Origin of the sequence: Stenotrophomonas sp. TWI169, assembly GCF_039674705.1 — a bacterium.
Lineage (GTDB): Bacteria > Pseudomonadota > Gammaproteobacteria > Xanthomonadales > Xanthomonadaceae > Stenotrophomonas > Stenotrophomonas maltophilia_P.
The window spans coordinates 309,306-333,450 of the sequence record NZ_JBDJOB010000001.1; the positions used below are offsets into that span (position 1 = coordinate 309,306).

Annotated in this window: 18 protein-coding genes and 1 pseudogene; 15 read left to right on the forward strand and 4 right to left on the reverse strand. The window is 63.7% G+C overall.

Annotated features, from left to right (window positions below):
* Window positions 1–12 precede the first annotated feature (12 nt).
* Together ABE543_RS01305 and ABE543_RS01310 are read right to left on the reverse strand one after the other, a co-directional pair.
* The gene (locus tag ABE543_RS01305) at window positions 13–2,319 is read right to left on the reverse strand and encodes a TonB-dependent siderophore receptor (protein WP_346475170.1); all 2,307 of its coding nucleotides are present in this window, start codon (window positions 2,317–2,319) and stop codon (window positions 13–15) included.
* A gap of 203 nt (window positions 2,320–2,522) precedes the next feature.
* Window positions 2,523–3,374: a helix-turn-helix transcriptional regulator gene (locus ABE543_RS01310; protein WP_111187015.1), complete on the reverse strand. Its 852-nt coding sequence runs from the start codon at window positions 3,372–3,374 to the stop codon at window positions 2,523–2,525.
* 199 nt (window positions 3,375–3,573) lie between these two features.
* Between ABE543_RS01310 and ABE543_RS01315 the strand changes: the two genes are divergently transcribed.
* From ABE543_RS01315 to ABE543_RS01370, 12 genes are all read left to right on the forward strand, one after another.
* Window positions 3,574–4,770: a GAF domain-containing sensor histidine kinase gene (locus ABE543_RS01315; RefSeq protein ID WP_346475171.1), complete on the forward strand. Its 1,197-nt coding sequence runs from the start codon at window positions 3,574–3,576 to the stop codon at window positions 4,768–4,770.
* 458 nt (window positions 4,771–5,228) lie between these two features.
* The gene (paoA, locus tag ABE543_RS01320) at window positions 5,229–5,876 is read left to right on the forward strand and encodes an aldehyde dehydrogenase iron-sulfur subunit PaoA (RefSeq protein ID WP_065182255.1); all 648 of its coding nucleotides are present in this window, start codon (window positions 5,229–5,231) and stop codon (window positions 5,874–5,876) included.
* Window positions 5,873–6,823 (forward strand): xanthine dehydrogenase family protein subunit M, encoded by a 951-nt coding sequence (locus ABE543_RS01325; protein WP_053515781.1) that lies wholly within the window; start codon window positions 5,873–5,875, stop codon window positions 6,821–6,823. Before paoA ends, ABE543_RS01325 begins: the two co-directional genes overlap by 4 nt.
* The gene (gene paoC / locus ABE543_RS01330) at window positions 6,823–9,027 is read left to right on the forward strand and encodes an aldehyde oxidoreductase molybdenum-binding subunit PaoC (protein WP_346475172.1); all 2,205 of its coding nucleotides are present in this window, start codon (window positions 6,823–6,825) and stop codon (window positions 9,025–9,027) included. Before ABE543_RS01325 ends, paoC begins: the two co-directional genes overlap by 1 nt.
* Window positions 9,028–9,036: 9 nt before the next feature.
* Window positions 9,037–10,098, forward strand: coding sequence for an XdhC family protein (locus ABE543_RS01335; RefSeq protein ID WP_346475173.1), 1,062 nt, complete (start codon window positions 9,037–9,039; stop codon window positions 10,096–10,098).
* The gene (locus tag ABE543_RS01340; RefSeq protein WP_346475174.1) at window positions 10,074–10,697 is read left to right on the forward strand and encodes a nucleotidyltransferase family protein; all 624 of its coding nucleotides are present in this window, start codon (window positions 10,074–10,076) and stop codon (window positions 10,695–10,697) included. Before ABE543_RS01335 ends, ABE543_RS01340 begins: the two co-directional genes overlap by 25 nt.
* A gap of 523 nt (window positions 10,698–11,220) precedes the next feature.
* The gene (locus ABE543_RS01345; protein ID WP_346475175.1) at window positions 11,221–11,853 is read left to right on the forward strand and encodes a hypothetical protein; all 633 of its coding nucleotides are present in this window, start codon (window positions 11,221–11,223) and stop codon (window positions 11,851–11,853) included.
* Window positions 11,850–12,980 carry a hypothetical protein gene (locus ABE543_RS01350; protein WP_346475176.1) on the forward strand — a complete coding sequence of 377 codons (1,131 nt, stop codon included), beginning with the start codon at window positions 11,850–11,852 and terminating at the stop codon, window positions 12,978–12,980. Before ABE543_RS01345 ends, ABE543_RS01350 begins: the two co-directional genes overlap by 4 nt.
* Window positions 12,981–13,373: 393 nt before the next feature.
* Complete coding sequence (locus ABE543_RS01355) at window positions 13,374–14,576, forward strand: SIR2 family protein (protein WP_346475177.1); 1,203 nt, start codon at window positions 13,374–13,376, stop codon at window positions 14,574–14,576.
* Window positions 14,563–16,467, forward strand: coding sequence for a DUF87 domain-containing protein (locus ABE543_RS01360; protein ID WP_346475178.1), 1,905 nt, complete (start codon window positions 14,563–14,565; stop codon window positions 16,465–16,467). The genes ABE543_RS01355 and ABE543_RS01360 overlap by 14 nt, the downstream gene beginning before the upstream one ends.
* Window positions 16,468–16,471: 4 nt before the next feature.
* Complete coding sequence (locus ABE543_RS01365) at window positions 16,472–16,690, forward strand: KTSC domain-containing protein (protein ID WP_346475179.1); 219 nt, start codon at window positions 16,472–16,474, stop codon at window positions 16,688–16,690.
* Between the two features lies 1 nt (window position 16,691).
* Entirely contained in the window at window positions 16,692–17,729 is a 1,038-nt protein-coding gene (locus tag ABE543_RS01370) for a hypothetical protein (protein WP_346475180.1), read from the forward strand.
* A gap of 150 nt (window positions 17,730–17,879) precedes the next feature.
* On the opposite strand, the pseudogene ABE543_RS01375 reads toward ABE543_RS01370, so the two are convergent.
* Window positions 17,880–18,737, reverse strand: a pseudogene (locus tag ABE543_RS01375) (site-specific integrase).
* Window positions 18,738–19,064: 327 nt separating this feature from the next.
* On the opposite strand from ABE543_RS01375, the gene ABE543_RS01380 reads away from it, so the two are divergent.
* Window positions 19,065–19,313, forward strand: coding sequence for a DUF3653 domain-containing protein (locus ABE543_RS01380; RefSeq protein ID WP_164152119.1), 249 nt, complete (start codon window positions 19,065–19,067; stop codon window positions 19,311–19,313).
* A gap of 207 nt (window positions 19,314–19,520) precedes the next feature.
* On the opposite strand, the gene ABE543_RS01385 is transcribed toward ABE543_RS01380, so the two are convergent.
* Entirely contained in the window at window positions 19,521–20,504 is a 984-nt protein-coding gene (locus tag ABE543_RS01385) for a LacI family DNA-binding transcriptional regulator (RefSeq protein WP_111186961.1), read from the reverse strand.
* Window positions 20,505–20,663: 159 nt separating this feature from the next.
* On the opposite strand from ABE543_RS01385, the gene ptsP reads away from it, so the two are divergent.
* A complete protein-coding gene (ptsP, locus tag ABE543_RS01390; RefSeq protein WP_346475181.1) occupies window positions 20,664–23,174 on the forward strand; it encodes a phosphoenolpyruvate--protein phosphotransferase in 2,511 nt (836 codons plus the stop codon).
* Window positions 23,171–24,127 (forward strand): 1-phosphofructokinase family hexose kinase, encoded by a 957-nt coding sequence (locus ABE543_RS01395; protein WP_111186963.1) that lies wholly within the window; start codon window positions 23,171–23,173, stop codon window positions 24,125–24,127. Before ptsP ends, ABE543_RS01395 begins: the two co-directional genes overlap by 4 nt.
* Window positions 24,128–24,145 lie beyond the last annotated feature (18 nt).

Below are 24,145 nucleotides of genomic sequence, written 5' to 3' on the forward strand. Positions count from 1 at the left end.
TACAGTGATGAATCAGTATCTGTAGTCCAGCGTCACCATCACATTGCGCGGCGCGCCATAGCCGACGGTGTCGAAATCTCCCTTCTGAAGCGCGTACTTCCTGTCCAGGACGTTGTTGACGTTGATAGCCACACTGGATTTGTCCGTGATGGAGTAGCGACCCAGTACCGAGAGAAGTGCATAGGATCCCTGTTCTCCACCCAGGGAACTGGTTCCTGTGTTGGGCGCGTTGTAGAAGCGGCTTTGCCATTTGAAGCCGCCGCCCAGCGTCAAGCGGTCCCATTGGCCCGGCAACCGATAGGTCGTGAAAAGCTGCGCTGTGGTGCGGGGCAACTGCGTGTTCAAGCGCTCGTGGGCACCGTCCTTCGCAGTGAAGTGCGCGACACCCGCGTAGACGTTCCATCCACGGGACAGCTCTCCCTGAAGATCCAGCTCGATACCGCCAGACCTGGTCCCGTCGGCGCCGCGGTAAGCCTGCGCTCCGCTGGGTGTGTAGGTGCCGGCGACCGATTGCGCGGCGTTGTCCAGTTCGGTGTGGAAGAGGGCAATCGATGCAGTCAAGCGCCCGTCAAGAAGCCCTGCCTTCAGCCCGATTTCGCTTGTTCTGCCTTTTGAAGGGGTCAGCACGTTACCGTTGCTGTCCCGATACTCGGTCTGGGGGTTGAACACTCCTGTGTGGCTGGCGTAGACCGAGTACGTCGCGTTGATGTCGTAGATCAGGCCGGCGTACGGGGTGAACTCGCCACTTTTTCTGTAGTGCACCGGTGCTCCACCGGCCGCATCGTGGATTTCATAGGTACTGAGGCGACCCCCGACGATCAGCTTCAATGGTTCGGCCAGCGAGAGTCGCGCCGCGCTGTAGACGCCACCTTGCTTGATTCGGGTTCGCGTCGGCGTTGTGGACATCGCATCGAAGTCAGGCCTGCGGAATGAGGGGCTCAACTCATACACGTTCACCGGCCAGATGCCTGCATAGAAGGGAGCGACGTCCTCCTGATATGCGTTGCGCCGCGAGCGGGTGGCGCCGACGACCAGATCGTGCTGTCGGCCAAACAGCTGGAAGGGGCCACCGGCCATGACGTCGAACGTGTTCTGGCGACTGCGCCCCTCGGACGCCAGCGCTACCGGATAGGCCCCGTTGGGGAACACGCCCAGCCCTGTGGCACGATCAGGTCGGCCGATCAGGCCGAGGAGCTCGGCGGCATGCTCGGTCCGATATTGATTCGCGGTGGCCTGGAACTTCCAGCCGTTTCCGAAGAGATGCTCGATTTCGGCTAAGGCCGTCTTGAGGGTGTTGTCCCAATAGCTCCAGTCCTGCGCGTAGTTCCTGGAGCGCGGATACTCCGCTTGCGTACCATCGCTGAACCAAAGTGGCAGGCCTCCCCACGTCGATCCCTTCGGCGTGATGTCCTGGTATTCGTACCCCAGGCGGAAGGTCGTGTCGGCGGTCAGATCGGCCTCGATGACGCCATATAGCGACTTCCTCTGCGGCCTGTAACCATCAAGGTAGCTATGTCCGTCCTGGTATGTCCCCACCAGTCGCGACCGGATCCGACCGTCCGCGGTCAGCGGTGTGGAGATGTCGCCGACGCTCCGATAGGTCTCCCAGCTGCCAGCCCCCAGCGAAGCGTTCGCCGAGAAATCACGTGTCGGTCGTTTGCGGACAAGATTGATCGCGGCTGAGGGGTTGCCGGTACCTGTCAGCAGGCCCGATGCACCTCGCACGACTTCCACGCGGTCGTAGAAGGCTGTATCAAGAGCGCCGATGCCACTTCCATTGACGGTGCTGCCGACCACCGTGGGTATGCCGTTGTACTGGATGTTATTGATCAGGAAGCCTCGCGCATAGAAGCTGGTACGCTCACTGTCCGACTGGTACGTGGCGATTCCGGAAGTGCTCTCCAGCGCTGCCTGCACCGAGTCCAGGTGCTGGTCATCCATGCGCTGACGCGTCAGTACAGTCAGTGCCTGCGGCGTCTGCTGGAGCGATAGCGGCATGCGCGTGGCGGCAGAGGACTCCCGCGTCGTATAGGATCCTGTGCCCTCTGTGGCCGCCTTGTCCTTGTGAGCCAGCACTGTAACCGTGGGTAACGCGGTCTCTTCCGGCGCTGTCCATTCGTCCGCGCGATCCGACGGAACGGATTCGCCTGCAAATGCGGTCGGCGCGCCCAGCAGGGCCCATGCAACTGCCACGGCCAGGCCAGCGTATCGGGCGTCCCTCGGGCGCCCGCGCCTGTACTCCAGATCAGAATTCCCATCCGCACCGGCAAGCACGTTGATCGGGTAATGGGGAGCATCGGCGCTCTGCTGGCCAGTCATAAATAATAGTCATTCGCGTTTGGGCGGCACATTTAACAACGAAATCCAGTGGAACACTGGCGAACCCAGGCCAGACTATTGTTCAGTCAGGCCAGGTCGGCAGGCGGCAGGCGGCAGGCGAGAGTCGGCTGCAACGAAGGAGCGGGGTCGAACCGGGCCGGAGGTGGAGCAGGCCAGGGGGGGGCGGGAGCTGGCCAGCCCGTTCAGCCCGGCAGATGGCCGGGCAAGGTGATTGTGGGCGGCGCGATCTGCGGCGCCAGCATGGAGCGTTCTGAAAGGTAGCGCCCAGGTGGCTTTCCCATCGCCTTGCGAAACATGGTTACAAAGCCGCTTGCACTGCCGTACCCCAGATCCAGTGCGATCGTTTGAACGCTTTCACCTTGGGCCAGACGTTGGAGCGCAAGGATGACGTGCAGCTGCCGGCGCCAACGCCCAAAGCCCATGCCGATCTCGTCCTGCAGGAGGCGGCTCATGCTGCGCTCGCTCATGCCGACGCGGCTCGCCCATACGCCCTTCGGGGTCTTGTCGGTCGGGTCGACCAGCAGGCACTCGGCCAGGCGACGGAGTCTTGCATCGCGCGGCATCGGCAGATGCAGATCTTCAACCGGGGCCTCTGCCAGCTGGTCGAGCAATGTGGCAATGAGGCGCTCCTCCTTGCCTCCAGCTGCATACTGCTCAGGAAAATCAGCCGCCTTCAACAGCAGTTCGCGCAGCAATGGCGAAACCGCAACGGTACAGCAGAACGTTGGGAGGTCCGGTGCGGCCTCCGGCTCGACAAACAGGCAGTAGCATTCTGTGTGTCCCGCTCCCCTTGCCGAGTGGGGAAGGTCGCCCGGTATCCAGACTGCGCACTGCGGAGGAACGATCCAGACGCCATCTTCCACCTCACAGGTCAAGACGCCGCGAACCGAATAGATCAGCTGTGCCTTGCGGTGCTGGTGGCGCTCATTTTCCCAGTCCCGCGCCACCGAAGCGGCAGTAACGGCTACAACTGCCTGGTGAAGGCTGTCGACGCTCGCGTGCGCTGCGAAATCAGTGGTGGATACTCTGGACATGATGAAGGGGTCGATAGGCGGACGGCGATCTGCCGGCCGATTAGGGATTGCGGCCATTCACTTGTCAATGAAGCAGGCGCATGCTCGCGGCTGCGGGCTCATCGCCCGTTTGCCCGCTTTGGACGCCCCCTTCTGAACGGAGCCGGCTTGCGATGGCGGTTTCATGGGATGATGCATCACTGTGCCCGCCTGCCAACATATGCATACGCTGACTGATCCCCACCTTCTCAATGACGTCGCTGAGATCGGTCGTATCGAGGCAGTGCCGCGCATCCTCGAAACCGTAGCCCATATCACGGGCTCGAGATTCACGGCGATTGCCAGGGTTACAGAGACGACCTGGACGGCCTGCGCCACCCTGGACACGCTCGGGTTCGGGCTTGTTCCAGGCGGGCAGCTGGTCCTGGAAACCACCATCTGTGACGAGATCAGGCAGTCATCAACCTCCGTGGTTTTCGCACGCGCCAGTACCCACCCGCTGTACTCCAAGCACCACACGCCTCGGATCTACGGGCTTGAGAGTTACGCGTCGGTTCCGATTCATCGGCCGGACGGCAGATTCTTCGGCACCCTGTGCGCCATCGATTCTTCGCCGGGCAACTTCGATGAAGCCCATGTCCGACGGTCCATGGAGCTGCTTGCCGAGCTCGTCGGCAACTATCTGGACAAGGAGGACCGCCTACAGGAAGCGGAGACGGCGCTTTCGGACGCGCAGCGGGATTCCGACTTGCGCGATCAGTTCATCGCGGTACTGGGCCATGATCTTCGCAGCCCCCTCCAGGCAATCAGCGTAGCAGCAGATGCACTTGAGGTTGAGGCGACGTCCGCGCGTCAGCAGCAGATGCTTGCGCACATCGCATCTGGCGTGACCCGGATGGATGGGCTGATAAACGATGTGCTTGATTTTGCCAGGGGCCGATTGGGTGGAGGCATTCCGATCTCGCTCCAGGAAAGCGATACGTTGCAAGCTGACCTTGAACGAGTTGCAGCGGAAGTGGCGATCGCCACCGGCCGCCAGGACATCGATGTGCAGATGCGGATCGAGGGCAGCGTGGTCTGCGATCCCGGCAGGCTGTCGCAGCTGCTGGCCAACCTGCTGACGAACGCAGTGCAGCATGGCGAGCGGTCGGCCCCTGTCACGCTGAGGGTGCACGCTGCATCCAATCGTCTCAGGCTGGATGTGCACAACGCAGGCTGCATTGCGCCCGACAGGCTCGGCACCATTTTCAACCCGTTCTCGCGTGAGAAGGGCGAGCTTCCCAGGCCAGGTCTTGGTCTGGGCATCTATATCGCATCGGAGATTGCCAAGTCTCACGGCGGGATACTCGATGTGGTGTCAAGTGAAAGTGCCGGAACAGTGTTCACGTTCCGGATGCCAAGCGCGGATGTTGCCTGAGCGCCGGGGCTGGCCCTGCTTGACGCCGCGGCATGCACTATCCAGGAGGTAGGCCGCGGTGGACTTTCGCTCAAGCAAGCTGTGGTAGCTCACGTCGAAGCACTTCGTGCGCTGCGCGAGGGCGAAGGCGGACCGTCAGGCCCCGTTGGCCGGACAATGCGCTGCCAACGGAAGCTCTCGCGCATTCAGCGTGGATCGTGCCTCCTTGCTGGGGTTGGTCGGAAAGTTCCTTCTCCCAGTGGCGCAGATCAGTGTCTGTGGCGCACGCTTGCCAGACACGGCATTGAAGATGACCGGCCAGTACGCTCGGCCGATGATGCCGGCATGCCTCCGACCGGCTTCACAAATCTGTACCCCGAAGACGGGCATAGTGCCCTCTGAGTAGTGTGAGCGCGTCCATCCAGCCACGGGGTTTCCCCGAACGCCAGGAGGTCACTGTGCCAAGTTGGGATGAAGGAATGAAGTTGACGCGTCGCCAGGTGATCGCCGGCGGCGCCACGACCGTGGCGATGTCCGCCGCACCAGGGGCGTCATCGCTCGCCGCCGAACTGGCGGCATCCCCGCCGCCCAGGCCGCCGGTCATCAGCACGGTGGCCTTGACCGTCAACGGCGCGCGCCGGGAGCTTGAGCTCGACACGCGAACCACGCTGCTCGATGCCCTACGCGAACATCTGGAGCTGACCGGGACCAAAAAGGGCTGCGACCACGGTCAATGCGGTGCCTGTACCGTGCTGGTCAACGGTGAGCGCATCAATGCCTGCCTCAGCCTGGCGGTGCAGCACCAGGGCGATGCCATCACCACCATCGAAGGCCTCGGAACCCCCGATGACCTGCATCCGATGCAGGCCGCCTTCATCAAGCATGACGGTTACCAGTGCGGGTATTGCACGCCGGGGCAGATCTGTTCGGCGGTAGCGGTACTGGACGAGATCAAGCGGGGTGTCCCCAGCCATGTGCAGGCGGACGTCAGCGCACTGCCCCAGGCCACCAGCATGGAAATGCGCGAACGCATGAGTGGCAACCTCTGCCGATGCGGCGCCTATTCCAACATTGCCGAGGCAATGCAAGAGGTCGCTGGCGTGACCTCTGCAGGGAGGCGCTCATGAGGGCCTTCAGTTACGAACGCGCGAAGTCCCCGGCCGAGGCCGCCAAAGCCGTGGCCGGTACCGAGGGTGCGAAGTTCCTGGCCGGAGGGACCAACCTGCTCGACCTGATGAAGCTGGAGGTCGAGACGCCAACGCACCTGGTCGACGTGCAGGACATCGGCCTGGACAGGATCGAACCCACCGACGAGGGCGGCCTGCGCATCGGCACGCTGGTCACCAATACCGCACTGGCCTCGCATGAACGCGTGCGCCGCGACTACGCGGTGCTGACCCGCGCGATCGTGGCAGGCGCCTCCGGGCAGCTGCGCAACAAAGCCACCACCGGCGGAAATCTGCTGCAGCGCACGCGCTGCCCGTACTTCTACGACCCCCATCTTCCCTGCAACAAGCGCCTGCCCGGATCAGGCTGCGGCGCGCTCGAAGGGTTCTCCCGGCAGATGGGCGTGATCGGCACCTCGGACAGCTGCATCGCGACCTATCCGGGCGACATGGCGGTGGCCCTGCGGGTGCTGGACGCCTCGATCCAGACCGTCAGGGGTGACGGTAGTACACGCAGCATCCCGATCGCCGATTTCCATCGTTCCCCCGGCGACAGGCCGCAGCAGGACAACGTGCTGCAACGCGGTGAGCTGATCACCCACGTCACGCTGCCGGAACCCCTGGGCGGTCGGCACGTGTACCACAAGGTACGTGACCGCGCGTCCTATGCGTTCGCACTGGTGTCGGTCGCCGCGGTCGTGCAGCAAGACGGCTCGGCGCGGTTCGCCTTCGGTGGAGTTGCGCCGAAGCCGTGGCGCATCGAGGCAGCCGAACCCCTGCTGCGCGACGGCGTAAAGGCCGCGGCCCGGCAGGTGTTCGCCGGCGCCCGTCCGACGCGGGAGAACGCGTTCAAGATCGCTCTCGCCGAGCGCACCCTCGCAGCCGTGCTGGTGGAAGGAGAGCACTGATGCCCCTTGAATTCAACGCCCCCGCCGGTGACAACCTGTTCGACAAAGCGAAGGTCGTCGGCAAGTCGACGCCGCGCATCGACGGCCCACGCAAGACCACCGGCACCGCCCCCTATGCGTATGAGCGCCATGACGTGGCACCGAACCAGGCCTACGGCTATATCGTCGGCGCGGGCATCGGCAAGGGGCGCATCATTTCGATGGATGCCTCCCGCGCACGCGCCGCCCCGGGCGTGCTGGCGGTCATCACCGCACCGGAGACCAAGCCGGTCGGCAAATCGAACTGGAACAATGCACCGCTGTTCGGCGGCCCCGAAGTGGCCCACTACCACCAGGCCATCGCCTGCGTGGTGGCAGAGACCTTCGAGCAGGCCCGCGCCGCCGCGGCATTGATCCGCACCCGCTATGAGCGCGGCAAGGGCCGTTTTGATTTTCCCGCACTGGCGCCGTCCGCGCCGCTGGCAAAGGGGCGCGATGGCAAGCCCGACCGGCAGGCGCTGGGCGATTTCGACACCGCCTACGCGAGCGCCGCGGTCAAACTCGACGAGACCTACCACACCTCCGACGAAAGTCATTCGATGATGGAGCCGCACGCCACCATCGCCGCCTGGGAGGGCGACACGCTCACGCTGTGGACGGCGAACCAGATGATCGACTGGGCCAGGCAGGGCATGGCGGCGATCCTCGGCATCGATCCTGCCAAGGTGCGCGTGGACTCGCCCTATATCGGCGGCGGCTTCGGCGGCAAGCTGTTCATCCGTGCCGACGCGGTGCTGGCCGCGTTGGCGGCCAAGCAGGTCGGGCGACCGGTGAAGATCGCGCTGCAACGGCCTTTGATGGCCAACAACACCACCCACCGGCACGCAACCATTCAACGCGTCCGGATCGGTTGCGCGGAAGACGGCAGGATCTCCGCCATCGCCCATGAGAACTGGTCGGGCAACATCAACGGCGAGGACGGCGAGAACGGCACCCTGCAGACGCCCAAGCTCTACGCGGGCGCCAACCGCCTGGTGGCCAACTACATCGCCACGCTCGACATGCCCGAAGGCAATGCAATGCGCGCGCCGGGCGAAGCGCCAGGCCACATGGCGCTGGAAGTGGCGATGGACGAAATGGCCGAGAAGCTGGGCCTCGACCCGATCGCGTTCCGCATCCTCAACGAGCCGGAGGTCGTACCCGGCGACCCGTCCAAGAAGTTCTCCGACCGCAACCTGGTGCGCTGCCTGCGCGAAGGCGCCAAGCGCTTCAACTGGAACAAGCGCAATGCCAGGCCGGCGCAGGTAAGGGAAGGGCACTGGCTGGTCGGCATGGGCGTGTCCGCGGGCTATCGCGGCGCACCGACGATGAAGTCGGCGGCGCGGGTGCGGCTCGACGGCCAAGGCGGCGTGATCGTGGAAACCGACATGACCGACATCGGCACGGGCTCCTACACGATCATCGCGCAGACGGCAGCCGAGACCATGGGCGTGCCGCTGGACCGGGTCCAGGTGACCCTCGGCGACTCCCGTCATCCCGCCTCCGCCGGTTCCGGCGGCCAGTGGGGCGCGGCAAGCTCCACCGCAGGCGTGTACGCGGCGTGTGTCAGCCTGCGCCGCAAGGTGGGCGAGAAACTGGGCTTCGACGGCGACACCGCAAACTTCGCCGATGGCAGCATCCAGGCGGGTGGGCGGACCATCAAGCTGGCGGACGCGGGGACACTGTCGGCGGAGGACGGCATTGCCTTCGGCGACTTCAAACAAGGCTACGACGTCGGCACCTATGCAGGGCATTTCTGCGAGGTCGCCGTGCATGCCTACACTGGAGAGACGCGCATTCGCCGCATGCTTGCCGTATGCGATGGCGGCCGGATCCTCAATCCACTGTCCGCACGCAGCCAGGTCATCGGCGGGATGGTGATGGGTGCAGGCGCGACGCTGATGGAGGAGCTGGTGGTCGACAAGCGGCTTGGCTTGTTCATCAACCACGACCTGGCCGGCTACGAGGTTCCCGTGCACGCCGATATTCCATACCAGGAAGTGGTCTTCCTCGATACGCTGGACCCGGTGATCTCGCCGATGAAGGCCAAGGGCGTGGGTGAACTGGGCATCTGTGGGGTCGGTGCCGCGATCGCCAATGCGGTCTACAACGCAACCGGTGTGCGCGTGCGCAGCTATCCCATCACCCTCGACAAGCTGTTGCCCGGCTTGCCCGACGTGGGCTGACCCTTGCGCATGGACCAACCCGCGGCCTCAGCCACTCTGGAGGCCTCCGCGATAGGCGGAGGAGGGCCCAGGGATGCTGCCGGGCAATTGTCCGCAGCACCGGGCTTCCTCACCGAAGGAAGCCCGCGGAGCGTGCTCGAGACGGCCTTGACGCGCGCGCGCGCGGGGCAGCACGCCGTGCTCGCGCTGGTGCTGGAAACCGATGGCTCCACCTACGCCGGTGCCGGCGACATGGTGCTGTTCTGCAACGGCAGCCAGGTCGGCTGGCTGAGCGGCGGATGCCTGGAGCCCGAGCTCGCGCGACGCGCAGAGCAGGTAAGCGCGGCAGGGCAGGTCGATTGGATCGAGATCGACACGCGCAGTGACGAGGACCTGCTGAGTGGGTCCGCGCTTGGGTGCCGTGGTCGTCTGCGGATTGCACTTCTGCCATTGCGTGCCATGGCCGGCATCGACGTTGTCATCGAGGCATGGCTGCGCGAGGGTGTGCCACTACAGCGCGAGCTACGCGCATCGGGGCAGATCCTTTTCCGCGCGGGCCATCGCGAGCGGACGTGGCAGCTGCACCCGATGGACGGTCCGCAGCCTTTTGGTGAGGGTGCGTGGCGTTTGACGCTGCCCCGGCTTCCGCGGGCCCTGATCCTGGGGGGCGGTCCCGAAACGCCCTTCCTGGTTCCGTTGCTGCGTGGCCTGGGGTGGCAGATCAGCGTGGCCGAACGGCGAGCGCGCTGGGCCTCAGCGGGGCAGGGCGCCGATGCACAGTTGCAGACCAGCCCGGCCGAGGCCCTCCATGGCGACCCGTGCGACGCGGTACTGGTGATGCATCACGATTTCGAACTTGACCGGGAGGCGCTGGTGGCCCTGGCGGATACCAAAGTCGCGTTCATTGGACTGCTGGGTCCGCAGCGAAGGCGCGAGGACCTATTCAAACTGCTGACTCCGGATCAGCGCCACCGCCTGTCCCCGAGACTTCGATCACCGGTTGGCCTGAAAATCGGCGGCCGAGGGCCAGAGGCGATTTCGCTCAGCATCGCCGCGCAGCTGCAGCAATGGCGAAGCGCGCACGGCAGGTGACCGACCCGCATGCGGTCGTCGTGCTTGCTGCCGGCGGGAGCACCCGACTTGGCCAGCCCAAGCAGCTTCTAACCCGGCAGGGCGAGACCCTGGTACATCGCGTGGTCCGATTGGCGCTGAAGCTCGCGCCAGTGCAGGTGCTGGTCGTAGTAGGCGCGAATGCACAGGCAGTGACATCCAGCATTGCCGGGCTGGATGCCACCCCGGTAACCAACCACCACTGGGAACGCGGCCTGGCGAGCAGTCTGCAGGTCGCCGGCGCACACTTGCTGCCGACGGTGAGCGCGGTGATGGTCGTGGCATGCGACCAGCCCGCAATCGAGCGCTCCCATCTGCAGGCGCTGCTTTCAGGTGCCCGCGTCTCGGCGTCAGGGTGCGCTGGCACCCGTCATGGGAGTGCGCTTGGCGTTCCCGCGGTAGTACCGCGCGCCTGGTTCATCCCTGTGGGTGCAGCCGGTGACCGCGGCTTCGGAGCGCGCCTGCGGCAACTTCCTGCCGATATGGTGCATGTCCTACAGGCACCGGAACTGGGCCTCGATATCGACACGCCAGAAGATCTTGCGCGTGCGCGCGATGCGGGCTGGGTCGATACTGAGTGAGTCGCGCGCTCACCTGCCGGGCGCCAGTGAATGGCGTGCATCGCGAAACAAATGGCCGCCAGTACGTGGGCCCCGATTCCGATATAGGTTGCGCGCCGCTTGCTATATGGCAGGTTTGCATCGATGGAGGAGGAAGCGTGGGGCCTAGCCGATGCAGTCGCGACAAGGAAGATTTATCGGGGGTAGGGCATGGTAGTTCCCGCCCCAAAGGCGCCATCCGCGGAGGGTCAACAACCAGTTCTCGTGGCTTGGGCCTGCCTTCTCATATATATCCTTGAGAAGCGGGGCGTCGAAAGTCACCTCTCCGCCCTATCTGGACCCATTCAGATGCCTGACAGAGATGCTCCAGAAGCGGGGGAGTAGTCGTGTCCTCATGATCGTACAGGCCCGTTTAACGCCGGTCCCGCAGCCTTGGCACCTGTCTCAGTCCGTGCGACTGGCCCCGGCTATGGTGGCTTAATAACGTTAGGGGGCGCCCAATGTGGCGCGGTGCTTTGAGGGTTCAAGGAGCGGGGTCGAGAGCATGAGGAGTCATGAGTACGTCCTGCTGGACGGGATCAGCCGAGCGAAGATTGGCCGCTACTTGGGGACGGCGGCGGCGGCCATTTCAGCGGGCATTGTTTACTTGGTCCTGCGTGTGATCGATCTAGCTGGAAGATACGGCCTACCTGCGCATCTGACGCCCTCGGTGATGGCACTAATCGGAGCGGGCACCGTGTACCTGATCCTCTATTGGCTATTCGACCGCCATCTCTGGCGCATACCTTGGCTGGCAAGTTTGCTAAAAGTCCCCGATCTGCAGGGGCAGTGGCGGTGCGAGGGCACTTCGTATGGCGGGGCAGACGATGCGTCGGCCCGAGACTGGACCGGTACGGTGTCCATCGCCCAGAGCTGGGATCGATTACGCATCCGCTTGACCACCGAGAAATCCGGGTCCGACAGCGTGGTCGCAGCACTGATGCACGATGAGGCGGGTGGCTACCGGCTGTTTTACAACTATCGCAATGATGCACGCATCGATCAGCCTGAGCTTGCTAATCACGTGGGCTTCTGCGACATGACTGTGAGCGCGGACCAGCAGCAGGCGGAAGGCGACTACTTCAATGGACGGGGACGTGCGACCTACGGTCGAATGCGCTGGAGGCGCCAGCCATGACCACGATCGACCAACGGCTCCAGAAGCTACGCGCCAGGCGATCGGGCGCTGACCGCGCCACCGCAGTGGCGACGGATCAGCAGATCGAGATCCTGCGCAAGCAGGTATTGGGGGAGGCCTATGAGCGACGGGCCGGGGGCAAACCCTTCACCCGCTACGCCTTGGGCGCCATGCAGGAGGTCGATCCTGACTACACACGTATCAGCGTCGAGACCGCCAACCGTGTCGAAAACCAACTGCGGCAGCGGTTAGCGGCCGAAGGGCTCAATACCACCTACCGCTTGCAGGGTTCGGTGCCGTTGAATGTTCACATTCGGGGCGTTAGCGATGTGGATCTGCTGACGATCGGGCTAGACTCGTTGTATTACGCACCGGCCGGTGTGCGGGCCCAGCGCGGTGATTACTCCCCCCCGCTGCGCGACACGTTAGTGTTGCTGCGCGATCTACGTCGCATGAGTGAGCCAGCCTTGCGTGCCGCCTTCCCAGCGGTCGACGTAGACACGACCAACGCCAAGGCCATCAAGCTCAGCGGCGGCTCGCTGGCTCGTCCTGTCGATGTCGTCCCGGCGGTCTGGTGGGATACAGTGCAGTACCAGCTCAGTGGCCTGGAACATGACCGCGGCGTCTCGATCTACCACAAGTTCGACAATGTCACGATCGATAATCTGCCATTTCTCCATATCAAGCGGGTGTCAGACCGAGACGTTGTTGCGTTCGGCAGCCTTCGCAAGGCTATCCGGCTGTGCAAGAACGTCAAAGCCGATTCGGAAGAGGAGGGCACAGTGATCAATTTATCCAGCTTTGAGATCGCCGGCTTGCTCTATCACGCGGACCTGACCGCGCTGCGCGCTGGTGCGCAATGGGAGCTGGGCATCCTGGCGGAGACGCAACGGCACTTGGATTGGTGCTATCACTATCCCGCAGAAGCTCAAGCGCTGATGACGCCCGACGGCTCGCGGCGCATTCTTGACACGCCAGAGAAAGTCACCGCGCTAAGGCGACTATCGATGGAAATGGACAAACTGTTGCGGCAGGTGGCGCGGGAACAGAATGCGGCCCTGTACTTGCAGGAATCTCCAAGCCTGGAAAGCAGCCGCCGCGTGGTGGAGCAGCTGATCGTCCAATGAGAATGGCGCACCCCTGCCGTAGTGTCATCGAGGACCGAGGTCCGGAGCGCGACCATCAAATAGGTGTGTGGCCGTGCTGGTGGTGACAGCGCCGGCTTGGAAGTAGCCCACCACGTTGGCTATGGCCGGTCGGTCATGGTCACTAGCGCGGGCAGGACGATGCCTTGACGGAGGTCTTCGGGGTAGCTCTTCTGGCGCGACCGCTCATCGGCCCGATGCATGCACCTCAGCATTGGTCGTCAGACTACACGCGCGGACGGAATACCTCGTTCGCCAATTCGTGATCGGTAAAGACCTGATCAGGGTGGGTCAGGTCAGGTATCAATGCAACTAGTTTTATCTTATATTGCTCGACAAAAGGTGATGTTTCATTAGTGCATGCTAGGGGGCGAGATGCAAAAACATGATCCGGCTCGTCAGATTAGCTTCATTCAACAAGCCCTATCGCAGAACCGCAAACCGATAGGCTTCTTTCTGGGCGCCGGGTGTCCGCTGTCGATCCGAGTCAATGAGCGGAAGGAGGGCGGAAAGATCGTAACCGACCCTCTGATCTGGGACGTGGCGGGGTTAACGAACGTGATCGCAGAGCAGCTGTCCAGCAAGGACGTCGACAACCCGTCTACCTGGGACAAGATCGTCAAGATCGTGACCGATGACGGCGGCGATGGCGGTAATATTGAGCTTCTGCTCAGCCGCATCCGCGTGTTTTCGAGCGTCGCCGGCGCCGGCGATGTGCGTGGGCTGACCGCCGCCGAGCTCATCGCTCTCGACACTAATGTCTGCGACGTGATCTCCAAAGAGGTCCGGCGCGAGCTTCCGGCAAAGGATAGCCCCTATCATAATCTTGCGATCTGGAGTCGTTCGATCCGTCGCGAGCGGCCGGTCCATCTCTTCACGACCAACTACGATCTGTTGATGGAGCAAGCGCTCGAGGAGAGCTCGGCGCCCTATTTCGATGGCTTCATCGGCGCGCGAAAAGCCTTCTTCGACCTTGGCGCGGTCGAGGATGAGGCCTTGCTACCGCCACGCTGGACCCGGCTCTGGAAGATCCACGGCTCACTTAACTGGCGTCTTGAAGGCAAGACCGATGTCGTGCGCAGCGACGAGAAGACCGACAAACAGAGTTATCTGATCTACCCATCGCATCTCAAATATGACCAGAGCCGCAAGATGCCGTATCTCGCGATGCTCGATCGCCTGAAGGCCTTCTTGCTCTCTCCGTCGTCGCTGCTTTTCATCTGCGGCTATTCGTTCGCAGACGAGCATATCAACGACGTCATCTGCCGTAGCCTCGAGGCCAATCCGACCGCACATGCCTTCGCTTGCGTATTTGGTGAGCTTGAGTGGGAGAAATACAAGCTTGCACGCCAATGCGCGCTGGCGACGCCAAATCTGAGCCTTCTTGGGTTCGACAAAGCTATCGTCGGCCGCACGCTCGGTGAGTGGTCGGGCGAAGGGACCGATGATCTCTTGCTGCCGTCCAGCATCCTCGTGAAGGATGGCGACAAGATTACCCTGCGGCTCGGAGACTTCGCCGCGCTCGGCATGCTGTTACGTGGCCTTTCGGGTGATGGGATGAGCAATGATCCGGTCTGACATTGCCGACCGGGCGACCGTCATCGGCACGGTCCAGGACGTCAGCGGCACGTCGGTCAGCGTCACTTTGACGTCGGACCGCTTCTCGGGCCTGAGCTTCGTGCAGGGCCAAGGACATAAGATCGGCCAGATCGGCAGTTTCGTCAAAATCCCGGTCGGTTATGTCGATCTCTACGGCATCGTCTCTCAGGTGGGAGCAAGTGCGGTGCCCGAGAAGGCGGCCCTCTCGATGCCCAATGGCCTACGCTGGATGACGGTCCAACTGATCGGCGAGGGCTACCGCACGGGCCGGTTTCAGCGCGGTATCTCGCAATATCCAACTTTCGAGGACGAGGTCCATCTCGTCTCCGAAGCCGATCTTCAGGCGATCTATGGCCGGTCGGACAAGCAGAACCACCTCGTCCGCGTTGGTCATGTCGCGGGCAGCGAGTCGATTGATGCGCTGGTCGACGTCAACAAGCTTGTGACCCGTCACAGCGCCGTGGTCGGGACAACCGGTTCGGGCAAGTCGACGACGGTCGCGGGGCTCTTGAATGTCTTGTCAGACGAAAGCCGCTTTCCGTCGGCGCGGATCGTCGTGCTCGATCTCCACGGCGAATATGGCAAAGCGCTCGGCGATCGCGCGAGCATCTTCAAGATCAGCCCCGACGCCCGCTACGCCAACGAACGCCGGCTGTGCATTCCCTTCTGGGCGCTGAGTTTCGACGAGTTGTTGCGGGTGACGTTTGGGAGCCTCCCGTCCGATGGAAAGGCCCGCAACATCATCCTCGAGGAGATCCTTGCGGCCAAGATCGCGAGCCTGGCAGTCCAGCCCATCGCCGGTGTGGACCCCGCCAGCATCACCGCCGACAGCCCGGTTCCCTTCTCGCTCAACAAGCTCTGGTACGGACTCTATTGCCGGGAATTTGGCACCTATCTCAGTGCCAATGGCGCGAGCCCAGCGGATCAATCGAACTGGGCCTATGAGCTTGACGCCTCCAACGCGAAAGTCATGGGCGATGCCCAAGCCGGCATACCGCCACGTTTTCGTAAGGTCAAAAATGTCGCGAACGATCCGGAGAAGATCAACTGGCTGCCGGACGCCCTCAACATCCGGGGGCCACTCGAGGCGTTGGGTGCTCGGCTCCGTGTCGCCCGTTACGACTTCTTGCTGAAGGCGGGTGACTGGCATCCCGACCTTGACGGCAAGACGACCAAGACGCTCGCCGACTTGGTCGGTGAATGGCTCGGCAGCGACAAGCCGATCACTATCCTCGACCTGTCGGGCATCCCCTCGACCGTGACGAACGACATCATCGGCAATATCTTGCGCGTTCTTTACGATGGCCTCTTTTGGGCACGGAACCTATCGGAAGGTGGGCGCGAGCGTCCGCTTCTCGTCGTGATGGAGGAAGCGCACAGCTATCTTGGCGACGACGGGAGTAGCGCGGCCTCGATCGCGACGCAGCGTATCGTCAAGGAAGGTCGCAAATATGGAATCGGCGCGATGATCGTTAGCCAACGTCCGGCTGAGATTAACCCGACGATTCTGTCGCAGTGCGGGACCTTCTTCGCGATGCGGTTGAGCAATTCCACCGATCGCTCGCATGTGACCAGCGCGCTCTCGGACAATCTTGAGGGCCTGACAAGTATGTTGCCAGTGCTGCGCACCGGTGAGGCGATCATCTTAGGTGAAGCGGTTCGATTGCCGATGCGCACTATGATCCAGGCGCCGCCCCGTGATCGTCGTCCTGACAGCCAGGATCCACTAATCTGCGATGAGGTCGCGCCCGAAGAATCGATGACGCCGGGCGGTTGGAATCTGAAGTCCCATTTCCCCGCGGACTATAGATATTTTGTTGAGACTTGGCTCCAGCAGAACCCTGTCCACACTCCACCCAAGAAGGAATGACTACATGGCCTGGTACGAATTTGCTCCCTTTACTTCGTCGAACGTCGCGGCTATCCGCTATGACGAGGATCAGCTGCTGCTCGAGATCGAGTTTCTCAACGGCGGGCGATACCATTACTATGAGGTGCCGCCGCAGATCGCTCAGGCATTCGATCAGGCCGGATCGAAGGGCGAGTTCCTCGCAGCGTCCATCAAGGGTCATTATCGCTACAGCCGAGTCTAAGATGCCACTTGTCAGCCTCGATCAGAAGAATAGCCGCGTTCAGTTCGATGCCTTCGAGGTCGACAACAAAATCCTGTTCGAGTTCTTCAATAGGCTCGCCGCCGCGGATCGCGATGAGCAGCTCCACAAGGCCCTCTATATCGGAGTTCTGGCGCTCATGGAGGACCGACTTTCAAGCTTCCTCTCGCGAACCGCGAACGAGCTCGGCACCGAGCTCGAAAGTTTGAAGCTTATCTTCGACATGAAGAAGGAACTTTTCTATCGGTCGGCGGTGAAGGGCGTACTCGCCGAGGCCGATATCGCCGACTTCCTGTCGGAGTTTTTCGATCGCCAGAAGATCACTGACAGGATCGAACTGACCGGCGATCGCACCGGGACGATGCGTCGCAATAAGACAGGCGACATTGTGTGCCATTTGGCCGGCGACAGCGGCAAGCGGATCGCGATCGAGTGCAAGTTCGACAAGAGCATCCGCCTGGGGGACATTCGGACCAAGGACGTCTTCACCAAAAAGGCGGATACCGCTTGGAGCCAATTGCTTGAGGCGCAGGCGAATCGCGACAGCCAGGCCGGAATCATCGTGTTCGACGTCTCGCTCATCGACAACAGCATCCTTGCCGCCGTCCAGGACGTGAAGTTCCTCCCCGGTATCGGTCTGATCGCAATTATTGATTCCCAGAAGGGCGATTATCGCAATCTCGCCATTGCTTATATGCTTGCGCGCGACATCGCGCTCAATGCGAAGACGCTCGAGCTCGACACCGACGTCCTCAAGATCATCGTGAATCGGCTGATCAAAGATGCACGAGACATGGCGTTGGTGAAGCATCTCGTCATCGCCAACATCGACAATATGAAGCAGATCCTCGCGCAGATCGAGAAAGGCATCCTTCTTGCCGAATTCAATCAGCGCTACCTCATCAAGTTCCTCGCCGAGGGGACTCTCACCAAGGAAGACATGCTCGCTTTTTATGCGGGTGAAGAGATTAAGGAGCGTTTCCGGCTCGTCGAACGCGAGATCGGCGACCTTTGCACCTGAGAGTTCGAAATGCCGCCCTGTAGGCTGCCTTGCCCCGAGCTAGCGCCTTGAGCCTGTAAGTTAGTTTTCGGTCGTTTTTATATCACTGGATGATGACGGCCATGCAAAGTGCTGATGTTGGGCCTTTGGCCGTTTGCAGACGAGCTCAGATCACTTCAGCAAGCGAGCGGCAGGGTTATCTTCCGCAGTTCCGGCCTGGAAGTAGCCAATCACGCTCGCAACAGAACGGTGTTCTGTCATGGCCATCACCGCCGGTAAAGGTACGCCTTGCTTGCCCGCTTCTGTGACAAACCCAGATCGAAGGCTGTGCGCTCCGAAGTCCCCTTCAAGCCGCGCCAACTTCGCCCGGCGCTTCACGATAGACGCCACTGACCCCGGTAGCAGGGCAGGGCCGACACGCCCTGTCCAAATGCGCCGGAAGATCGGACCCTCATGAATCTCCCCCGCATCGAGCCAGGCTGCGAGCGCTTCGGCGCTACGCCCTAGAATTGGCTTGTCTGGCGTCGAATCCACCGTCACCCCCGCCTACTGCGTCTTCGAGTACTCCAGTCGATAGATGTAGCCGTCCTCGCCGACCTTGCGTAGGTCGCGCATGTCCGCTGCCGCGATCTCGCTGCGCCGACGCCCGCCACTGGCGAAGCCGAAGCAGAGCAGGGCACGGTCACGCCGGCCTTCTAAGCTGTCATCGCAGGTGGCCAGCATGGCCTCCAGCTCGGCGCGGGTGATAGCGGTCTTTTTGGCCGGCCGCTCTCCACGCTTGACCGCCGCACGCCGCGCACGACTGAGCAGGGTGCGCACGCTGGGTAGCTCGCAAGGGTTGGCGAGCCGCGTGAGCTTGTGCGCGGTGGACAGAACAGCCACGCGCTGGACCACGGTCGACAGCTTCAACGGCCCGACCTTGGCCTTGAGGCCGACGGCGACCAGCGCCTGGTCGATCGCCGGAGGCAGCTCGCTGACTAGACCGGTCTTGTTCTTGCGCTGGATGTGGTCGACTAAGAACTGGATCACCGGAGCCTCGCTGGCCGCCACGGCCAGTCAGTCTGCCGATATCCTGCGCGGCAAATGTTAGGATGATGAGCAAAGGCTCATGTTCTAAAGGCGCTGTGTTCGAACACGTAACACTTTTACTTGGCGCTTGGTAACAGATTTACCTGCTTCGTCAGCAGGCAAGAGCCAAGCCAGAGCCGGAACCATTGCCAAGCCGAGCCCACGAACCGGATCAGGTCAAGCATGGCATTTCGCATAATGTATATTATGTTCGAGCCGACCCAGCAAGGGCATCCCGGCACGCCTCTTGCCGCGTCCCGGCTCCTACTCTGACATCGAGCCACAATGATGCGTGATCGGAAATTTACCGGTGCTTGGGCCGGCTTCTCGTTCAAGGGCGGCCGACTGGTCACGCCTGAGGGTCGTGAACTGCTCCCCGAGGACTTGGCATGGCTTTCCCTTCTTGCCGTGCAGGCCCATGAATGGCGCCGTTTGATGGAGACCGCGCAAGGTGGCCAGAAGCGTCCGTTTGGTCGGGCCGGCATCATTGATCTGGCCGACGTAATCCGTCGCCGGGCCCGCAGCTCGCTGGAGTAACCATCAGCCTCGCGACTGATGCCTGTTCTGCTACTCACGGCAGCGCAGCCATTCGCCCTTGGCGTTGCGCAGCTGCTCCTGGTCGCTCAGCAAGGCATCTCATTACACATTAGCCGTGACGCGTCACGTTAATCGGTACGAATCGGCCGAGATCATCTGTTCTCCACGATCTGCAACGCAGTTCCGCAGGCCCCGGGCGTCCGGAAACTATCGCGAAGCGGTTGATCCCCGGACCACGCAGCGACCGGTCATCACCAGCCGGCGCACCGGCATGTCAGGTGCACGCAGGCGCTCCAGCAGCAGCGACATCGCGGCTCGCCCCATCTCTTCCACCGGTTGCTCGACGACGGTGATGCCCGGTTCAACCAGTTCGGTCCAGCGCTCGTTGTCGAACCCCGCCAGCGCCAGCGCGCCTGGAATCGCCAGTCCTGCGCTGCGTGCCGCTTTCAGTGCTCCCATCAGCAGCAGGCTGTTGCTGGTAACCAGCGCCTCGGGCCTCGAAGGCCCAGCCAGCCACTGTCCGGCGGTGCTGATGGCGGCCTCGGCCGTGGGTTCGACTTCCCGGTAGTCCGGTTCCAGCCCATGCCTGCGCATGGCCGCAAGATAGCCATCACGACGTTCGGCCGCAGTGGTACTGGTACTGCCGAACAGGCCGCCGATGCGCCGATAGCCGCGTTCAACCAGATGCTCGACCAGGCCGGCCATGGCCGCCGGATTGTCCAGCACCACGCTGTCGATCGCCCCGCCCGGCGCGGCGCGGTCCACCAGTACCGTCGGATAGTCCAGCGCGAGCCGTTCCAGCCGCCCCACCGTGGTCCGGGTCGGCGCGAAGATCAGCCCGCTGATGCGCTCCTCGTGCATCAACTGCAGGTACAGTGCCTCGCGCTCGGGGTCCTCGTCGGTGTTGCACAGGGTGACGCGCAGGCCCTCGCGATAGGCGACCTCCTCCACCGCGCGAATCAGCGCGGTAAAGAAGGGGTTGCGGATATCCGCCACTACCAGCCCGATGATGCCGGTATGCCGGGAGCGCAGGCGCCTGGCCTGCAGGTTCGGGCGATAGCCGGTCTGGCGGATGGCGGCCTCGACCCGGCTGCGCACCTCTCCACTGACCGGGCCGCCACCCAGCACGCGCGACACCGTGGATTTGGAGACGCCCGCCACGCGCGCCACGTCGTTGATGCTGATGCTCATTGGATTGGAAACGTTCCCGGTCAACTGTGCTGGCCGCAGCGCGACGGCCGTTCAGGACAATGCTAACGCCAAAGTACTATTGGATTTTTGTGCAGTGCACATTGAAATGCGGACTGGGAACGTTCCCAATACGCCAGCACACCCTTCCCGGAGCCCGCCTTGTCTTCCCTCCCCGCCCCTGCTCCCGTCAGCCACGAACTGATCCGCCTCGGCGCACGGGCCCGTGACAAGGCAGATGCCATCGCCCAGGCCGCACAGATGCTGCTGGCCGCCGGCTGCGTTGCGCCGGGCTACGAAACCAGCATGGGCCGCCGTGAGCAGCTGGCGAACACCTTCCTCGGCCACGGTGTGGCGATCCCGCATGGGCTCGGCGAGGACCGCCATCTGGTGCGCCGCGATGGCATTGCCGTGCTGCAGTTGCCGGACGGTGTCGAATGGAATCCGGGCCAGGTGACGCGGCTGGTGGTCGGCATCGCCGCCCAGTCCGACACCCACATCACCCTGCTGCGCCGGCTCACCCGGCTCATCCAGGATGACGCCACGCTGCAGCGTCTGTTCACGACCGCCGAAGCGAGCGAGATCGTGACAGCGCTGGCCGGCGACGTCACCACCTTGGCCAACGATGTTCCAGCGCAGGATCTGGCCGAGCATTTCGGCTGGACCATCGCCTACCCCAATGGCCTGCATGCGCGCCCTGCCACTCGCTGGGCCGAGACGGCCCGCAGTTTCAGCGCCCGTGCCCAGGTGCGCGCAGGCGACCAGGCGGCCGATGCCAAGAGCCTGGTCGCGCTGCTGCAGCTGGGTCTGCGTCATGGCGACCCGGTGAGTGTGTCTGCCGAAGGCGCGGATGCGCCGGCACTGCTGGCCGCACTGCGCAGGGTCATGGAGGGGTTGGTGGCTCAGGAAAAGGCCGATGCCGAACGTGCAGCACAGCGCAAGGCGGCGCCGGTCGCGGGCTGGAATCCACCGGAGGCACAGGCAGCGATCGTCGGCATTGGTGCCAGCCCCGGGTTGGCGATCGGCCGGATCCATGTGCTCGCCAGCAGGCAGACCAACGTCGCCGACCACCCCGCCCCGCTCGGGGAAGGCGGTGCACGCCTGCAGGACGCGCTCGGCCGCACCCGCCAGCAGCTGGCGGCGCTGCAGGACGACACCCAGCGCCGGCTCGGCGCATCCGATGCGGCGATCTTCGGGGCCCAGGCCGCGCTGCTCGACGACACAGACCTGATCACCCGCACCTGTCAGCTGATGGTGGAAGGCCATGGCGTCGCGTGGTCATGGCACCAGGCCATCGAACAGATTGCCTCCGGACTGGCGGCGCTGGGCAATCCGGTGCTCGCCGGGCGCGCAGCCGACCTGCGTGACGTGGGTCGGCGTGTGCTGGCACAGCTTGATCCGTCTGCGGCCGGCGGTGGTCTCGCCGACCTGCCCGCCTACCCCTGCATCCTGCTCGCGGCCGACCTTTCACCGTCAGACACCGCCAACCTCGACACCCGTCGCGTGCTCGGTCTGGCCACCGCACAGGGCGGGCCCACCTCACATACCGCGATCCTCTCGCGCACGCTCGGGTTGCCGGCGCTGGTTGCCGGTGGCGCGGATCTGCTGACGATTGAAGCGGGTGTGGAGGCCATCATCGACGGCAGCAGCGGGCGGCTCTATCTGTCTCCGTCCGATGCCGATCTCGCTTCGGCCCGCGCCTGGATCGCCGAGCAGCAGCACATCCGCGAACGCGAGGCCGCGCAACGCGCGCAGCCCGCGCAGACGACCGACGGCCACCGCATCGACATCGGTGCCAACGTCAACCTGCCCGAACAGGTGCCGTTGGCACTGGAACAGGGCGCCGAAGGCGTTGGCCTGATGCGGACCGAGTTCCTGTTCCTCGAGCGCGGCAGCACGCCCAGCGAGGATGGGCAGTACGCCACGTATCGGGCGATGGCCAGCGCCCTGGATGGCCGCCCGCTGATCGTGCGCGCGCTCGACATCGGCGGCGACAAGCAGGTTGCGCACCTGGAGCTGCCGCATGAGGACAACCCGTTCCTCGGCGTGCGCGGCGCGCGCCTGCTGCTGCGCCGTCCCGATCTTCTGGAGCCGCAGCTGCGGGCGCTGTATCGCGCGGCGAAGGACGGTGCGCGCCTGTCGATCATGTTCCCGATGATCACGTCCGTACCGGAACTGATCGCGCTGCGTGCCATCTGCGAACGGTTGCGCATCGGGCTGGAGGCGCCCGAAGTGCCGATCGGCATCATGATCGAAGTGCCCGCAGCCGCAGCCCAGAGCGATGTGCTGGCGCGCCATGCCGATTTCTTCTCGATCGGCACCAATGACCTGACCCAGTACGTGCTGGCGATCGATCGCCAGAATCCGGAACTCGCCGTCGAGGCCGACAGCCTGCATCCCGCCGTGCTGCGCGCGATCCGCGCCACGGTCGACGGCGCACGCACGCATGGGCGCTGGGTCGGCGTCTGCGGTGGCCTGGCGGGCGACCCGTTCGGCGCCATGCTGCTGGCCGGTCTCGGCGTGGACGAGCTGTCGATGACCCCGAACGATGTTCCGGCGGTGAAGGCCCGCCTGCGCGGTACCCGGTTGGCCGATCTGCAGGCGCTGGCCGGCAAGGCACTGGACTGCGAAACCACCGAACAGGTGCGTGCCCTTGAGGGAGCGCGCGCATGACCCCCCGCGCCGTCACCGTCACCCTGAACCCGGCGATCGACCAGACCGTGCGCCTGGCGGGCCTGCAGCCGGGGCATGTGCATCGTGCCTTCAGCAGCCGCGACGACGCGGGGGGCAAGGGCATCAATGTTGCCGCCTGCCTGGCCGACTGGGGCGTGCCGACAGCCGCACTGGGTGTGATCGGCGAGGACAACCCGGGCGTGTTCAGTGCGCTGTTCTCGGCGCGCGGCATCACCGACGGCTGCCTGCGCGTGCCGGGCAGGACCCGCACCAACATCAAGCTTGTGGATGAGACCCACGGCGAGACCACTGATATCAACCTGCCCGGCCTGCCCTTGAACGGCGCCGATCTGGATGCGGTGTGCCGACGACTCGCCGCCGTGCTCCAGCCACAGCTGCCGGTGGTGTTGTCCGGCAGCCTGCCCTCCGGCCTGCCGGCCGATTCATGGACGCGACTGCAGGCGCAGGCGGGCGGCGCGGGCGCGCGGGTACTGCTCGACACCAGCGGCGATGCGCTCGCCGCCGCCCTGAGCAGCGCACACGCGTCAGTGCCCTATGCGGTCAAGCCCAACCGCCACGAACTGGAGTCGTGGGCCGGAACGCCGCTGCCGGATCGGAGCGCCCTGCGCGCTGCCGGCCTGCGCCTGCTTGAACGCGGGGTTGCGCTGGTGGTGATTTCGATTGGCGTCGACGGCGCGCTGTTCATGGATCGCAACGGCGCCCTGATCGCGCGTCCCCCGCGTCTGTCGCAGGGCAGCACGGTCGGTGCGGGCGACGCCATGGTGGCCGGTATCTCCGCCGCACTGCTTGAGCCGGCCTTCGACCTGGCCAGCTGCGCGCGCCTGGCAACGGCCTTTTCGATGAGTCGCCTGCACAGCGGCGACGCGCGACGGCTGGATCCGGCGCAGGTCCGCGGGTGGACGGACGATGTACTGATCGAACGATTGGATTGAAACCCTGCAGGCGGCGCT

Coding starts and splice junctions, on each gene's coding strand:
- ABE543_RS01305 (WP_346475170.1), bottom strand. CDS start 2,319: ATGACTGGCCAGCAGAGCGCCGATGCTCCCCATTACCCGATCAACGTG.
- ABE543_RS01310 (WP_111187015.1), bottom strand. CDS start 3,374: ATGTCCAGAGTATCCACCACTGATTTCGCAGCGCACGCGAGCGTCGAC.
- ABE543_RS01315 (WP_346475171.1), top strand. CDS start 3,574: ATGCATACGCTGACTGATCCCCACCTTCTCAATGACGTCGCTGAGATC.
- paoA (WP_065182255.1), top strand. CDS start 5,229: ATGAAGTTGACGCGTCGCCAGGTGATCGCCGGCGGCGCCACGACCGTG.
- ABE543_RS01325 (WP_053515781.1), top strand. CDS start 5,873: ATGAGGGCCTTCAGTTACGAACGCGCGAAGTCCCCGGCCGAGGCCGCC.
- paoC (WP_346475172.1), top strand. CDS start 6,823: ATGCCCCTTGAATTCAACGCCCCCGCCGGTGACAACCTGTTCGACAAA.
- ABE543_RS01335 (WP_346475173.1), top strand. CDS start 9,037: ATGGACCAACCCGCGGCCTCAGCCACTCTGGAGGCCTCCGCGATAGGC.
- ABE543_RS01340 (WP_346475174.1), top strand. CDS start 10,074: ATGGCGAAGCGCGCACGGCAGGTGACCGACCCGCATGCGGTCGTCGTG.
- ABE543_RS01345 (WP_346475175.1), top strand. CDS start 11,221: ATGAGGAGTCATGAGTACGTCCTGCTGGACGGGATCAGCCGAGCGAAG.
- ABE543_RS01350 (WP_346475176.1), top strand. CDS start 11,850: ATGACCACGATCGACCAACGGCTCCAGAAGCTACGCGCCAGGCGATCG.
- ABE543_RS01355 (WP_346475177.1), top strand. CDS start 13,374: ATGCAAAAACATGATCCGGCTCGTCAGATTAGCTTCATTCAACAAGCC.
- ABE543_RS01360 (WP_346475178.1), top strand. CDS start 14,563: ATGATCCGGTCTGACATTGCCGACCGGGCGACCGTCATCGGCACGGTC.
- ABE543_RS01365 (WP_346475179.1), top strand. CDS start 16,472: ATGGCCTGGTACGAATTTGCTCCCTTTACTTCGTCGAACGTCGCGGCT.
- ABE543_RS01370 (WP_346475180.1), top strand. CDS start 16,692: ATGCCACTTGTCAGCCTCGATCAGAAGAATAGCCGCGTTCAGTTCGAT.
- ABE543_RS01380 (WP_164152119.1), top strand. CDS start 19,065: ATGCGTGATCGGAAATTTACCGGTGCTTGGGCCGGCTTCTCGTTCAAG.
- ABE543_RS01385 (WP_111186961.1), bottom strand. CDS start 20,504: ATGAGCATCAGCATCAACGACGTGGCGCGCGTGGCGGGCGTCTCCAAA.
- ABE543_RS01395 (WP_111186963.1), top strand. CDS start 23,171: ATGACCCCCCGCGCCGTCACCGTCACCCTGAACCCGGCGATCGACCAG.